Origin of the sequence: Rhizobium sp. Leaf311, assembly GCF_001423445.1 — a bacterium.
Classification (GTDB): domain Bacteria; phylum Pseudomonadota; class Alphaproteobacteria; order Rhizobiales; family Rhizobiaceae; genus Agrobacterium.
Genome location: NZ_LMNZ01000004.1, coordinates 139,312 through 153,840, shown reverse-complemented (window position 1 = coordinate 153,840; position 14,529 = coordinate 139,312). Strand labels below are relative to the sequence as shown.

Below are 14,529 nucleotides of genomic sequence, written 5' to 3'. Positions count from 1 at the left end.
GTTGCCCCTTTGGCAAGTACAATTGAAGGGACATTCCGGATTTACCGGTAAACGACGATCAGCCTCATGCCTGCCGGGCAATATAGTTAACCTTCGGCCGCCGTTTCGATAGATCCATCTAACTCTATTAAGGTTAAAAACTTCCAAACATAAAATAAAAAAAGAGTTAATTTGCAAATTAATTTGGTAATACTCTGTTAATGATTTAAAACACAAAAAAAGGCCGGACCAAAAGGTCCGGCCTCCTTTTCGTGGATTTGAAATGCTTAGCGGAACAGAGTGAGAATGTTCTGCGAAGAAGAGTTGGCAATCGACAGCGACTGGACGGCCAGCTGCTGCTGAGTCTGCAGGGCAGACAAGCGTGCGGATTCTTCTTCCATGTCGGCGTCGACCAGACGGCTGATACCGGCTTCCATCGCGTCGCTCAGCTTGTTGGAATATTCGTCCTGCAGGTCGATACGGGAAGACAGTGCGCCGAGAGCGGCAGCGCCCTTGGTCAGTTCATCCAGTGCAGTCTCGACAGTCGACAGGAACCCGTCGATCGCGCCCTGCGAAGATGTGTTTGTCAGTGCGATTGTCATCACACCAGCGAGAATGCCGCCTGTGCCAGCGCCGCTCGTGATGGATTCGAACATGGCGTAATCGCCGGCGTTGAATGTCGCGGTCGTAACCTTGACGGTGCCGTCGGAGTTACGAATGAAGCCGTCAACAACGGTTGTCGTGGAAGCTGCTGCCTGAACGGCCCAGTTTTCGCCGTTGAACGAAGCTGCCTGACCGATTGCGGAAAGCTGTTCCTGAAGCTTGGTGATTTCGAGCTGAACCTGCTCCTTGTCAACCGACGTTTCGCTGGCAGCTGTGAGCTTTGCCTTGATTTCGTTGACGACATCGATGGCGCTGTCCATCGCTGCATAAGCTGTGTCAACCTTGGCCGCACCTACGCCGAGCGCGTCTGTCGCTGCACCGAGTGCCTTGTTGTCAGACTTCATCGTGGTCGCAATCGACCAATAAGCGGCGCCATCCGAAGCATCGCCAATCTTGAGGCCCGTGGACACGCGGTCCTGGGTCTTTTCGAGGTTCGTGTTGATAGAGCGCAGCGTCTGAAGTGCGTTGTTGGCACTGGAATTGAAGTTGATGCTAGACATAAGTTGCCCCTTTTAAAACGCGGTACAAGAGAGGGACATGCCGGATTGCTAGTACCGGCGCGAACGGTTCGGCATCATGCCACTCGGTTCCTTTTTTTCTGCTGGATACCAAACCCGTCACGTAAGGATCAAAATGCGTCCCAAGCATTTCGAAGTTCTTAATTTTACAGGTCTCGCCAACCCCGTTGATTCTAATGGTTAATACGACGCAAACGCTGCGACCTCGCATTAACCGTGAAACGCGCAGGCCCCTCCCCGACCGGAAGACCTGTTTCAAGCAAGGTTCGGCGGATATTATTTCCAAAAGCCCTGAATCAGAAAGGCCGCGCCTGGATGAGCGCACACTCAAACGCAAAGCGGCAAGACGACAGAACGGAAATAAAGTTGAACGATATCAGCTATTCGACCGCCTCGAAGCATTTCAAGACCGGGCAATACACACAGGCGCTTCAAACGCTCAACAAGCTGATCGACGTCAAACGCGATGCGCGCACCTATGCGCTGCTTGCGAAGACGTGTTTACAAATCGGAATGCCCGAACAGGCTGCAACCTCTTACGAGCTTGCCTATCAACAAGACGGTATTGACGCAGAAAGCTACCTGGTTGACAGCATCAAGCTTTATTATGATTGCGGACAGAAGGATAAAGCGCTCGCGCTGTCCAACAAGCTGGTCCATAGATTCCATAAATACCCGGATATTTGTTACATCGTCGGCACCATCCTGTTGGAGCGGGGCGAGCCCAGGATTGCCCGCGCGCTGAAAAGCGTGTTGATGAAGAGCGATTCCATCGAGCACATGAAGCTCGGAGCGCGCATTGCGATCACGACATGGGATCTCTTCGACCACAGGGATATCGAGACGGCAAGGCTGCTCCTGGCCAAGCTGCCGCGTCAACAGGCCGTGCGCCTGATGTATCTTGTGTTTTGCCGCGAGCACTGCAAGTTCGACGCCATCGAGAAGCATCAGCCGATCATCGATGCCGCAATCAGCTCCGGTGAACTGTCCTTCATCTCCCTGGACGGGACCTTCTTCAATCTGCACTGGACGGGCGACGAGCATCTTAACCAGCTCGCACGTAGCAATACCCCGGCCTTCTCTCCTGACATGACGATCGCTCGGCGGAAGATGCCGCACGAGTGGAGCGACAAGATCCGCATCGGCTATCTGTCTTCGGACTTCTTCGACAAGCACGCGACGATGAAGCTCATCCGACGTGTGCTGGAACTGCATGATCGAAATCGCTTCGACGTGACCCTGTTCTGCCATTCCGACCCCGACATGCTGCGCACCAATGAAGCGGATCGTGAGCTGTGGGGTCACGTCGTGACCATCAGAGACATGACCAACGAAGAGGCTCTGGCGGAAATAAAGGCGCGCGGCATCGACATTCTCGTCGATTTGAAGGGTCACACCGCTGGAAACCGCACCTCCATTCTCAATATGGCTGCGGCCCCCGTACAAGTCGCGTGGATCGGCTTTCCCGGTTCAACCGTCAATGTCGACCTGGACTATGCGATTGGGGACCATTACGTGCTTCCCGAGAGCTCCAAGCCGCATTACTACGAGAAATTCGTCAGGCTTCCGGAAACCTACCAGCCGAATGATCCGGTCAACAGGCCGCTTGCCAAGAAGATATCCCGTTCCGAAGCAGGCTTGCCGGAGGATGCATTCGTCTTTGCTTCCTTCAACGCCAACCGAAAGATCACGCCAAAGACGGTGGAACTCTGGGCCAGCATTCTCAAGCGCGCTCCAAACAGTGTGATCTGGATACTCAGTCACAATGCGGAAAGCCGGACGAACATCCTCACGAAATTTCTGGCAATGGGAATAGCTGCAAAGCGCGTGTTCTTCATGCCCAAGCTGGAGTTCGAACTTCACCTCAACCGTATTACCGTGGCAGATCTTGGCCTTGATACATTCCCGGTCAACGGTCACACGACGACCTCCGAGCAGCTCTGGTCCGGTCTTCCGGTGCTGACGAGAAAGGGCACGAACTTCGCGTCGCGGGTCAGCGAGAGCCTGTTGCACGCCATTGGCACGCCTGAACTGATTGCGGAGGATGACGAGGACTACGTAGAGCAGGCCGTATCCTACGCGCTGGATCCTGCGCCACTTCAGGAAATTCGCGACCGGATCGACGCCAATCGCTTCAGGATGCCGCTGTTTGACGCAGAGCGGTTCTGCCGTCATCTCGAGGCCGCCTATGTTACGATGATCGATAAGGCGAAGGCTGGCATTGAGCCGGATCACTTTGATGTCCCGGCCCTTCCCCCGCGTACCGAACCTTTCATGGTCCGATAGTCGAAGACACCGCTGAAGTCTGCCCGAGGTCGGCGCGATCCTTAGCGGACGCGCCAAGCGTTAGCGCGTCGGCAGCCTCTGCTGGCGGAGCGCGTTTAGCCAGCGGGAAGAGATCGCTCTAGTGAATATACCCCATGCGGATCGCCTTTGCGATTGCCTGGATGCGATTGACCGAATCGAGCTTGATGGTGGCGGAGCCGAGGTAAGCGTTCACGGTGTGAACGGAAAGACCGAGCTTTACCGCAATCTCTTCACTGATACGACCGTCACCTGCCAGTTGAAGGCAGGCCACTTCCCGCTCGCTCAAGGATTCCGCCGGCGTGACGCGACGCTCGTCCAGAGCAAGCAGGTCGACCATGATCTCCGTGCACTTGATGTGCTGTTCCAGAACAAGTTCGTTGTCGAGAAGCAGACTGCCGCCACAGAAGACCACGTAGCCGTTGCCGATGGTACCAAGTCGCACGGGCAGTGCCAGTCCGGCATAGGACAAGTCGCTGTTGGAAAGCCTCAGCATCAAGGCGGCCACGTCGGGAATGTCGGAGAAGCCAGTGCCGCTCTCACTCTTCCAGATGACAGGCAGGAGCGAGCGCTCGAGATGTTCCTGCAGACGTTCTCCCATGACGTGAACGAGGCGAGCGCTCTGCTCGGTCGCATTCATGCCCCAGTTTTCCATTTCGCACAGGAGTTTTCGCTTGTTCGGAAATCCCGACGCAACGGCGCGCAGCACGACGAAATTCTTGGCGCCCAGTATGCGCTGCATCGCTACCAACCGTGGAAACAGGTCAGAACGGCTGGCGGCGGTTGCCGCTCGCGCAGGCGCGCCCGGTTCCAGCAGCGACCCATCCGTTTCCTTGTAGTACCCCATCCGAACGACCCTCATACGAGATTGTTGCGAACCGCGTAGGCAATCGCTTCCGAGCGGGTCTTGGTTGCGGTCTTGCGCATGACGCTGGTGATATAATTATTGATGGTATTGCGGGAAATGCCGAGAATGGTTGCCATTTCGTCGCTGGTCTTGCCTTCTGCAATCCAGAAAAGGCACTCAAGCTCGCGTTCCGTCAGGTCGATGTCACGTTCAACGCGCGATTCGGCGACGATACCGGAGCTCGCAAAATAACCCGTCAGCATGGCAGCCTCACGCAGGCGATCATCGACAGGGACATTCTCTTGCGCAAACAGCAGCAACAGTGAAAACCGGACCCGACCGACACAGAACGTCAATGAGCAATATTTGCGGTCCACCCCGTGGGGAATGACGGCATCTTCCGGCAAAAACAGCATCCGCGGCTTGAGAAGCGCCAGGCACTTCTCCATCTCGCTAACACGATTCTGATTGTTCGTCAGTTCAGACCCTAACCGGCGAACAAGATCGAAAGGCCAGTCAGAGGTGATGATAAAATTGAGGCCGGCTTCCTGTAACAGGTCCTCGCGCGCCAGAAGATAGTGCGACGCTCCGGCAAAAGACGCAATCATCTCCACTGCAGCTGTAACGTTGCCGTCAGAAGCCGCAATTGCAATGTTACGGATCAGCTGATCGCGCGGCAACGCCTTCACCGATCTATCAAACGGCGCGACCGACAGCCTGCGAACATCAACATCCACCTTCAATAGCCTACGCCCTCTTATTCTCCTTTCGGAGATCATTTAACCGGGATGGAAATCATTTCCATTCAGAAACGCAACCCCTTCGAGCAGCACCGCGTCCCTGGTGACCGAATCAACGCATTTTAGGAAAGGCTACGCGAAACACCATCGTCATTCGACGACATCCCCGCATTTTCGTCCCTTGTCATGCAACCAAGAGCATATTCATGTTCTCGGTATCGGACAGCGCTGATTTCATTATTCCAACGTAAATTGTCCAACTGATGAACAAATGGTAAATTCCGTATCAAAACAGTACATGTGCCTTGGCGTGATGCAAGAGATAAAACGACAAAGGCCGGGCAAACCCGGCCTTTGATTTATGCGGCTTTCTCGACTGCCCACTTGCGCAGGATCTTGGCGGCTCTTTCCTCGCTGATTTCCACCATGCGGGACAGGCGACGTTCCGGTCCTTCGCGGACCCGACGATTGAAGTCGCCTTCGCCACTGTCGCCTGAGAGGAGGTCGTCGGTACTGTCGAAGCCGAAATCCGCACCGAACCCGTCCATGAGGCCGCCAGCGGCAGCGCCGCCACCCAGGCCCGGCGAGAAGTCGGGCAATTCGAGGCCTGCTGCTTCCTGACCGAGTTCTGCGGTAGCTGCAGAACCTGAAGACATGGAGCGGACGATCGGACGGACACCGAGCCAGACAACCAGGAAGGCAACAGCGACGAATGCCAGCGAATTGATGATGCCCGCGGAGTTGCGGCTCATGACTTCCATGAAGCCCGGGCCGGCGACTGCCTGATCCAGCAATTGCGTCTCAAGGAAGTCCATGGCCGTGATCGTGACCACGTCACCACGATCCGTAGAGATACCGGCAGCCGAAGCGACGATCTTCTGCATTTCTGCGAGATAGGCATCGACCTTTGCCTGGTCGGCGGGTTCACCGATCATCTTGGCAAGGCGACCCTTGTTGACGACGACCGCCACCGAAATCTTGTCGACCGTGTAGCCATTGCGGACTGTCGCAGTGGTCTTGGAGTTGATTTCGTAGTTGGTCTGCTCTTCCTTCTTGGCCGATTCGTCAGAAGACTTCGGACCGCCACCACCGCCCTGCGGCGCGGCCTGCGGAACGTTCTGCTCTACCGTTGCTGCCGTATCCGGCGTGGTTTCCTGAGACTTCTGGTCTTCCTTGGTCGTGCGCACGGAGCGCTCGACACGCGATTCGGGATCGAAAACGGTTTCCTGGATCTGCTGGCTGTCGGTATTCAGCTCTGCCGTAACGGTCGAGCGAAAGTTGTCCATGCCGAGAAATGGCGCCAGCGCCTTGTCGATCTTGGTTTCGAGTTCCTGCTGTACATTCTGCGACAGGGTCAGGGAGCGATTGAGTGCACCGTTTCCAACGTCGTCGCCGGATGCGAGCAGCTGGCCGGTCGAGTCGAGAAGCGTCACGTCATCAACCTCCAGGCCGGGAACAGCCGAGGCGACAAGGTGACGAATGGACGAAGCAGCCTTGCGGCCAGCAGCTGCGCTTGCGCGAATCATGACCGATGCGGTCGGCTTCTGTTCGCCGCGACGAAAGTTTCCGACGTCAGGCATGACGATGTGGACACGTGCTGCTGCGATACCGTCGATCTGCTGGATCGATCGACCGATTTCACCTTCAAGCGCACGAACGCGGGTAACTTCCTGCATGAATGAGGTGAGGCCAAGCGAACCGACATTGTCGAACAGCTCATAACCGGCATTGGCGCTGTCTGGCAGCCCCCGCTCGGCAAGCAGAAGCCGCGCCTTGCTGGTCATACCGACGGGAACCTGCAGGCTCGTTCCATCAGCACCGACCTGAAAATCGACGTTCGACTCCGCAAGAGCGATGCTGATCTTGTTCAGATCCATCGTCTCCAGGCCGACATAAAGTGTTTCGTAAGCAGGTTTGTTCACATAGAGCGCGGCTGCAAGAATGATCGCCATGGACAGAACGCCCACACCACCCAGCACCAAAAGCCGCGTCTGCCCAAGGGCCGCGAAGTTTTTAAAAACCTGAGGGAATTGATTTAACAGATTCATTCTGTCCCGCACCGTCATTCAAAGAGTCCGAGACCTTCTGGTCCCGATACCAAACTAGACGGCGAAGCTTGCGCGAGCGTTTCCCGTAGGGCTTTTAGGGGAAGACGCTCGCGCTCCGTTTTTTAGCCTGCGACATAGACGGAAATGATCGCTGAGATCTGAGCCGGTGTCAGCGATCCCATATGTGTGCCCATAAGTGTCCCGATCTGATCGCTGGACAGGCTGACAAGCGTGTCCGTGGAAAGACCCGTTACGCCGGACGAGTTGAACGCGGCAATATCGGCGGTCGAGAACTTCGCCAGATTGTCCTTGGAAAGGGCGGCCACCTGCCCTGACGTCAGCGCATTGACCTGTCCAGGGGTCAATGCCTCGCTTTGAGCTGTCGTCAGTATTGCTATCACACCGGCTGTCAGGCCCGATACGGCACTTGTACCCAGTGCGGAAATGTCTTCTGTCGTAAACAGGCTGATGTCTTCGGTACCGAGTGCCGCCGCCTGGATGGCGTTCAGCCCGCCCAGCTGGGCCGTCGTGAGCGCATCCACTTGCGATGTACTGAGAGCGACGATCTGGTTGTAGCCCATCGCTCCAATCTGTGCCGGTGTCAGAACCTGGATTTCTGCGTTCGTCAATCGAGAGATGATCTGGGTTGAAAGACCCCTGATCGACGAGGCTGAGATGGCCGCGATTTCGGAGGCCGAGAAAGTCGACATTCCCTCCGTCGTGAGACCGGACAGGCCGTCCGCGCTCAAGGCTGCAATCTGCGCCGTCGACAGGGAGTCCAGTTGATCCCTGCTCAGGGCCGCGACCTGCTTGCCGGTCAGACCGGAAATACCCGCAGTGCCAAGACGTGCCAGTTCCGTGGCAGAAAGCCCGCCGATAAATTCGGTCGTCAGCCCTCCTATGGCTGAAGAACTGATCGCAGCGATCTGGGCAGCGCTCAGGGTTTCGAGTTCTTCTGCAGAAAGCCCGGAAACGGCCGATGACGTCAGCGCATTGACCTGCGACGTCGTCAAGACGTGAAGTTGCTCCAGATTGAGAGCAGCGACCTGATCGCTCGACATGCCAGCTATGCCAGCAGCGCTGATAGCGGCAATCTGTGCCGTCGAGAATGTCGGAAGATCGCTCGCCTTGAAGGCCGACACCTGCTGTGAGGTGAATGCGGCAACCTGCGTTGGCGAAAGCGCCGTGAGCTGATCGACGGTGAGAGCGCGAACCTGTGCGGTGGAAAGTCCTGACACGCCGCTGGCAGACAACGCCGACACGATATCCTGTGGCAGCGCAGCCATTATTGCAGTGCTGATGCCGACAATTGCTCCGGCGCTGATGGCACCGATTTCCGCTTTCGTGAAAGACTTGAGGTGATCGAGGCTCAATCCAGCCATCTGCTTTGAGCCAAGCGCACCCACCTGATCGCTGGTGAACGCCTCCACCTGATCGGCTGTCAGGGCTTTCATCTGATCGCTTGTCAGGCCGGAGACGGCGGATGTCGAGAGTATCGCAATCTTGCTCGCGGGCATTGCTGCAAGCGCTGCCGTAGAAAGCCCTTGTATGACGTGCGCAGGAATGGCCGCCAGATCGTCGGTGGAGAAGAGGTCGATATCGTCCACACCGAAAACCGAGAGCTGCACGGAGGTCAGTGCGGCAATCTGGGTTGGGGTCAGAGCCTCCACCTTGTCACTGGATAGCGTGTCGATCTGGGCGCTGGAAAGCCCCGCAATCGCAGAGGTGCTGAGCGCCGCGATCTGCGCCGGCGACATGGCCGCAACCCCGGCCGTTCCCAGAACTGCAATCTGCTTGGAGCCGAGAGCCCCAATCTGAGCCGTCGAGAATGCCTCAAGCTGCTGCGTTGTAAGCGCGGAGATCTGAGCTGATGTCAGACCCGCGATGCTCGCGGTGCCAAGAACAGAGATCCGTTCGAGAGGCAGAGCAGCGATGGTGCCGGGCAACAGTCCCGCGATGGCGTTCGATGTCAGGGCCGCAAGCTCTTCGGTCGAAAGCGCCGCAATATCTTCGGTGCCGAATGCACTCAGTTGCGTTGACGTCAAGGCGGCGACCTGTCCGGTGTTGAACGCCTCGATCTGCGCCACAGACAAAGCAGCGATCTGCGCCGTTGTCAGACCTGCTATCGCTCCCGAACTCAATGCTGCAATCTGCGAGGGGCTGAAGGCGCCTGCACCTGCCGTGGAAAGTGAAGCAAGCTGCTTGGAGCTGAGTGCGGCAACCTGCAACGTGCTGAGACCTTGAACCTGCTCTGTCGTCAGCGACGAAAGTTGTCCGCTCGACAGTCCAGAGAGGCTGGCGGTTCCAAGTGCAGCAAGCCTGTCAGCCGAGAGGCTTGCCAGGACGGCTGTCGACAAGCCGAGGACAGCACTCGACGAGAGCACCGCAAGTTCCGCCTTCGAGAAGACCGCAAGATCCTCTGTCCCAAGGGCACCCGTCTGCACTGAATTCAATACTGCGACCTGAGTGGTCGTAAGTGCTTCGAGCTTGTCGGTTGCCATGGCATCGAGTTGCTCGGCAGTGAGGCCAGGGATACCGGCTGTGCTCAGCGCGGCTATCTGGCTTGACGACAGCACTGTGATTCCACCTGTTCCAAGGGCAGCGACCTGCCTGGAGCTCATCGCTCCAACCTGAGCCGTATTCAATGCCGCAAGCTGCGCGCTGTTTAGATAAGCGACCTGTGTCGTTGAAAGGCCGGGGATCGCGACAGACGACAGCGCGCCTATGATCGAAGGGTCAAGAGAGGCAATTTTCTCCGTCGACAGGCCAGCGAGGCTGCCGCTGGATAGCGATGCGATCTCCTTTGATGAGAAGCGCGAAAGATCGTCGGTGCCCAGTGCACTGACCTGGGCAGAGCTCAAAACTGCCGCCTGATCCGCCGTCAACGCTTCCGCCTGTGCGACAGTAAGCTTGTCGATCTGCTCTGTCGACAGCCCGACAACCCCGCTGGAACTCAAGGCCGATATCTGATTGGTATCGAGCGCGGCAACACCAGCTGTTCCCAGTGCAGCAACCTGGCGCGATGTCAGCGCCGCAATCTGCTTGTTGGACAAGGACGCGATCTGGCTTGACGTCAGCGCCCCTATCTGGTTGGCGGAAAGACCCGAAACAGCAGCTGTGCTGATTGCCAACAACTGTGATCCGGTGAGTTTGCCCAATGTTTCCGTCGACAAACCGGAAATGGCGGAAGAACTGATCGCGCCGATTGCAGCATCTTTCAGCGACGCAAGATCATCGGTTCCAAGTGCAGCAACCTGCGAGGATGTCATCGCCGCAATCTGCTTGGTTCCGAGCGACGCGACCTGCCCTGTGCTGAGAACTGAAATCTGGTTCGTCGTCAATCCTGCGATCGCCTGGGCGCTCAGGAATGATATCTGATCTGCCGTAAGCCCGGCAATCGTGCTTGTTGGCAACGAGCCGATGATGTTGGCATTGATGGCGGCGATATCGGCACTCGAGAATTTGGAGATACCTTCCAGACCAATCGCCCCGAGCTGGGCAGACGTCAATGCTCCAACCTGAATATTCGTCAACGCCTCAATTTGCGATGTCGACAGTTTTGAAAGCTGGGTCGTCGTCAGGCCTGAAATCCCGGCTGCGCTGAGAGCCGATATTTTTGACGTTGACAGCGCACTTATGTCGGCTGTGCTCAGAACTGAGACCTGATCGGCAGTCAAACCTGACAATTGCTTTGTGGTCAACGCACCGATCTGAGCGCTGCCAAGAGACGCGATGTGCCGGGTTGTCAAAGCTGCGAGGCTGTCTGCGTTGATGGCCGCAATCTTATCTGTCGAAAGCGATTCCAATGTCGCGCTGGACAGACCGATGATGGCAGCCGTTCCGATAAGGCTGATTTCCTTGGTCGTGAACGTCGCGATGTCGTCGGCGCCAAGTGCCGCAATCTGGTCCTCACTGAGCACCCTGACCTGCAGGCTCGTAAACGCGGCCGCCTGATCTGTGGTAAGCGCGGCGATCTGTTTTGAGGAAAGCCCCGCAATGCCGTTTGTACCGATCGCTGCAATCTGGCCGGTCGACAGGGCAGCGACATGTTCTGTGCCCAGTGCGTTGACTTGCGCGGAACTCAGGGCGGCCATCTGTGATGTGGAGAGGCTCGACAACTGGGTGGACGTCAATGCCGCAATCTGAGCGCCGGTCAGGTTGGTCACCGCAACGCTTCCTAGCGCAGCGATCTGTCCCGAAGACAGCGATGCAAGGATAGTTGGGTTGATCGCGCTGGCTTGCGCGGAAGACAAGGCCGCAATCTGGCTCGTCTTCATCGCGACGAATTGCTGCGAGGTTAGGGCATCAAGCTGCTCCGTCGTCAGACTTGCAATCGAAAACGTCGAAAATGCCGCAACAAGGTCCGTGCCAAGTGAGGCGATGACACCTGTGCCGAAACCGCCGATTGCCCGTCCTGACAAGGCAGCTATGTCCTGCGAGGAGAAAGTTTTCAAATCCTCGACGCCAAGCGCAGCTGTCTGCGTGGACTTCATGGCCGCTATCTGATTTGTCGTCAGCGAATCGACCTGCAGCGTGGAAAGGGCTGCGACCTGATCGGACGTTAGTGATCCAATTGCCACAACGCTGAGTGCTGCAATCTGCTTACTGTCCAGAGCGGCGATGACATCGGTCGAGAAGCCGCCGATGCCGGCTGCGCCAATCGCGCGAATATCGTCGAGAGAAAACGCAGCGATGTCCTCGGACTTGAGGCCAGAAAGCTGGCTTGAAGACAATGCAGCAATCTGCGCCGTCGTCAATGCGGCGAGCTGTATAGTCGTCATGTCGCCGATGTCAGTTGCAGTCAGACCGGCCAGCGACTTGGTCGGGATGGCCGCAATCTGTGTCGATGTCAGGGCTGCAATGGCGCTTGCAGAAAAAGCTCCGACCTGGCTTGAGCTCATGACCTTTATCTGAGCGGTGGTCATGACGGCGACCTGGGACGGCGTCAAAGCTTCGATCTGATCGGTGGACATCTTCGAGACCGCGCTCGCATTCAACGCTGCGGCCTGCGCCGTCGTGAGCTCGGCCACCAGGGCTGGCGATATTCCGGAAATCGCCTTGGTGCCCAGGGCTGCAATGGCAGTCGTTGACAGGGCCGAAATATCAGCCTTGTCCAGAACGGCGAGTTGTCCAGATGTCAGCGCAGCCGCTTGGCTGGCGGAAATGGCAGCAATCTGCGTTGCTGTCAGCGCAGCCACCTGATCTGCCTTCAGGGCAGAAACCGCAGCGGCGCTGATGGCGCTCATTTGCGCCGAAGTGAGACTGGCGAGATTCTCACCGCTCAATCCCGTAATCGCCCTCGAGTTGATCGCGGCCATCTCTGCGGTGGAGAATTTGGCGATATCATCGGTGCCGAGTACAGCCAGTTGCGCCGAGTTCAACGCCTTGATCTGCAACGAGGTCAGCGCGTCTATCTTGTCATCCTGCAAGGCGGCAAATTGAGAGGCCGAAAGGCCTGCAATAGCACTGGTGCTCAGCGAAGATATCTGTGCGGTTGAAAAACCTGCGATTGCTTCGGATGACAACGCCTTGATTTGCGTCGTCTTTAGCGCACTCAGCTGCTTCGACGTTAGAACCGATAGCTGACCAGATGTCAGGGCGGCGAATTGATCGGAAGACATGGCCGCAACGGACGATCCGCTGAGCGCAATAATATGATCATTCGTCAGACCCGCAACCGCGTCGGTTCTAAGTGCTGAAAGCGCCTTCGTCGAAATCGCCGCAATTTCAGACGGCGTGAATGTGCCGATTGCAGCCGCACTCAGCGCGCCGATCTGGACGGAGCTGAGAACCTTGATCTGCGCGGAGGTCAGTGCCTCGACCTGCGCAGTCGACAAGGTCGCGAGCTGGTCTGACGTCAGTTTTACAATCGCGCCAGTGGACAGTGCGGCAATCTGCTCGGGCGTCCACTTGGCCACAACGTCGGTCGCAAAGCCGGCGATCGATTTTCCAGACAGCGCGGCCAGTGCGGATGTCGAAAGAAACGCGACCTCATCGGTCGAAAGAGACGACGCCTGGAGCGACGTCAACGCTGCCATCTGCGTCGATGTCAGTGCGCCCAACTGCTCACCGTCAAGCGCATTGAGCTGCTCTATGGTCATCTTCGAAAACGTACTTGCGCCAATCGACGCGATCTGAGCTGTTGTAAACGCCCCAAGGGTCGTTGTGCTGAGCTCTGCAAAGGTGCTTGCGCTGATTGCGGCTATGTCCGCAGTCGAAAACTGCCTGATTTCATCCTCAGCGAATGTCTCCAGCTGCGATGCGGTCATTGCTTTGACCTGGGCGGGCGTCAGTGCCTCTGCCTGCGTGGCAGAAAACACCTCGACCTGCGCAGGCGTCAGGCCTGGTATTGCTCGAGTGTTCAACGCCGCAATCTGAGCGGGTGACAGCGCGGCCAAATGAGTGGTCGGCAGACTTTCAAGCTGAGACGACTTAAGAGCGTTGATCTGTTTCGTCGTCAGGCCCGCGAATTGCACCGTTGACATGCCACTCAGCTGTTCTGGCGTCAGGCTTGCAATGGAGGTGGTGCTAAGGCCCGCGATCCCGGACGCAGACAATTTGGCCACGTAGTCTGGACTGAGCGCTGTGATCTGGGCAGCTTTGAGCGAGGCAACCTGGCTAGAGGTCAAGGCGCTTAACTGCGTCGTTTCCAGCCGTACCAGCTGATCGGTTGTCAATCGTGAGATGGAAGCCGTGCTTAGGGCAGCAACCTGCTCTTCCGACAAAGCCACCAACGTATCGGTGTTCATTCCTGAGATGGCATTGGGACTCAAGGCCCCGATCTGTTCATTGCTAAACAGATGCACACCCTGCGTCCCGATGCCTGCAATGCCTTTCAGGGAAATCGCAGCAAAGTCGGATGTTGAAAATTCGAGCAGATCTTCAATATCGAGAGCGGCAATCTGATCGGAACTCATGGCAGCGATCTGCGCCGGGGTCAGAGCTTCGGATTGTTCCGTCGACAGGTTTTTCACCTGGTCGGTGGTGAGCGCCGCAATTTGCCCCGAACCCAGACTTGCGACCGAAATCCTGTTTAATGCAGCAATGTGGTCGAGCGTCAATCCAACCATGCCACTCGTCGAGATACCATTAAGCTGTGACGTGCTCATCGCCCGCAGATCTTCAACCTCGAGGGCCGCGATCTGCTGCGATGAGAAAACGTTGATCTGCTTGGAGGACAAGGCCTTGATCTGCTCGGTCGAAAGCTCGGCCATGTCTTCCGTAGTCCAAGCCGAAAGCGCCGAAGTCGTCATTTTGCTGATCTGACTTGGAGCAAAGGAAGAGATGATAGAAGTCATTTACCGGCCTTCATCGCGAGTACAAACGTTGAAACAACCAGCGAAGCTCAAGAGCCCCGGTAACGAGCGGAAACAAAGATGCGTGCTTCCGTCCGCGGTGTCCCTATGAATGCCTCATGGCTCTCGGCCAAG

6 protein-coding genes are annotated in these 14,529 nt (G+C 56.9%); 1 reads left to right on the top strand and 5 read right to left on the bottom strand.

The features are described 5' to 3' along the window. Positions 1 to 266 precede the first annotated feature (266 nt). The gene (locus ASF69_RS06465) at positions 267 to 1,142 is read right to left on the bottom strand and encodes a flagellin (protein ID WP_062586467.1); all 876 of its coding nucleotides are present in this window, start codon (positions 1,140 to 1,142) and stop codon (positions 267 to 269) included. A 384-nt stretch (positions 1,143 to 1,526) separates the two neighbouring features. Here ASF69_RS06465 and ASF69_RS06460 point away from each other — a divergent pair, with 384 nt between their 5' ends. After that, the gene (locus ASF69_RS06460; RefSeq protein WP_062587187.1) at positions 1,527 to 3,446 is read left to right on the top strand and encodes a glycosyltransferase family 41 protein; all 1,920 of its coding nucleotides are present in this window, start codon (positions 1,527 to 1,529) and stop codon (positions 3,444 to 3,446) included. Between the two features lie 118 nt (positions 3,447 to 3,564). On the opposite strand, the gene ASF69_RS06455 is transcribed toward ASF69_RS06460, so the two are convergent. From ASF69_RS06455 to ASF69_RS06440, 4 genes are all read right to left on the bottom strand, one after another. Beyond that, on the bottom strand, positions 3,565 to 4,206 hold the full coding sequence (locus tag ASF69_RS06455; protein WP_244475438.1) for a helix-turn-helix transcriptional regulator: 642 nt from the start codon (positions 4,204 to 4,206) through the stop codon (positions 3,565 to 3,567). A 116-nt stretch (positions 4,207 to 4,322) separates the two neighbouring features. Further along, on the bottom strand, positions 4,323 to 5,054 hold the full coding sequence (locus ASF69_RS06450; RefSeq protein WP_062586464.1) for a helix-turn-helix transcriptional regulator: 732 nt from the start codon (positions 5,052 to 5,054) through the stop codon (positions 4,323 to 4,325). Positions 5,055 to 5,410: 356 nt separating this feature from the next. After that, positions 5,411 to 7,099 (bottom strand): flagellar basal-body MS-ring/collar protein FliF, encoded by a 1,689-nt coding sequence (gene fliF, locus ASF69_RS06445; RefSeq protein WP_062587186.1) that lies wholly within the window; start codon positions 7,097 to 7,099, stop codon positions 5,411 to 5,413. A 122-nt stretch (positions 7,100 to 7,221) separates the two neighbouring features. Continuing rightward, positions 7,222 to 14,397: a hypothetical protein gene (locus ASF69_RS06440; protein WP_062586462.1), complete on the bottom strand. Its 7,176-nt coding sequence runs from the start codon at positions 14,395 to 14,397 to the stop codon at positions 7,222 to 7,224. Between the last annotated feature and the right edge of the window lie 132 nt (positions 14,398 to 14,529).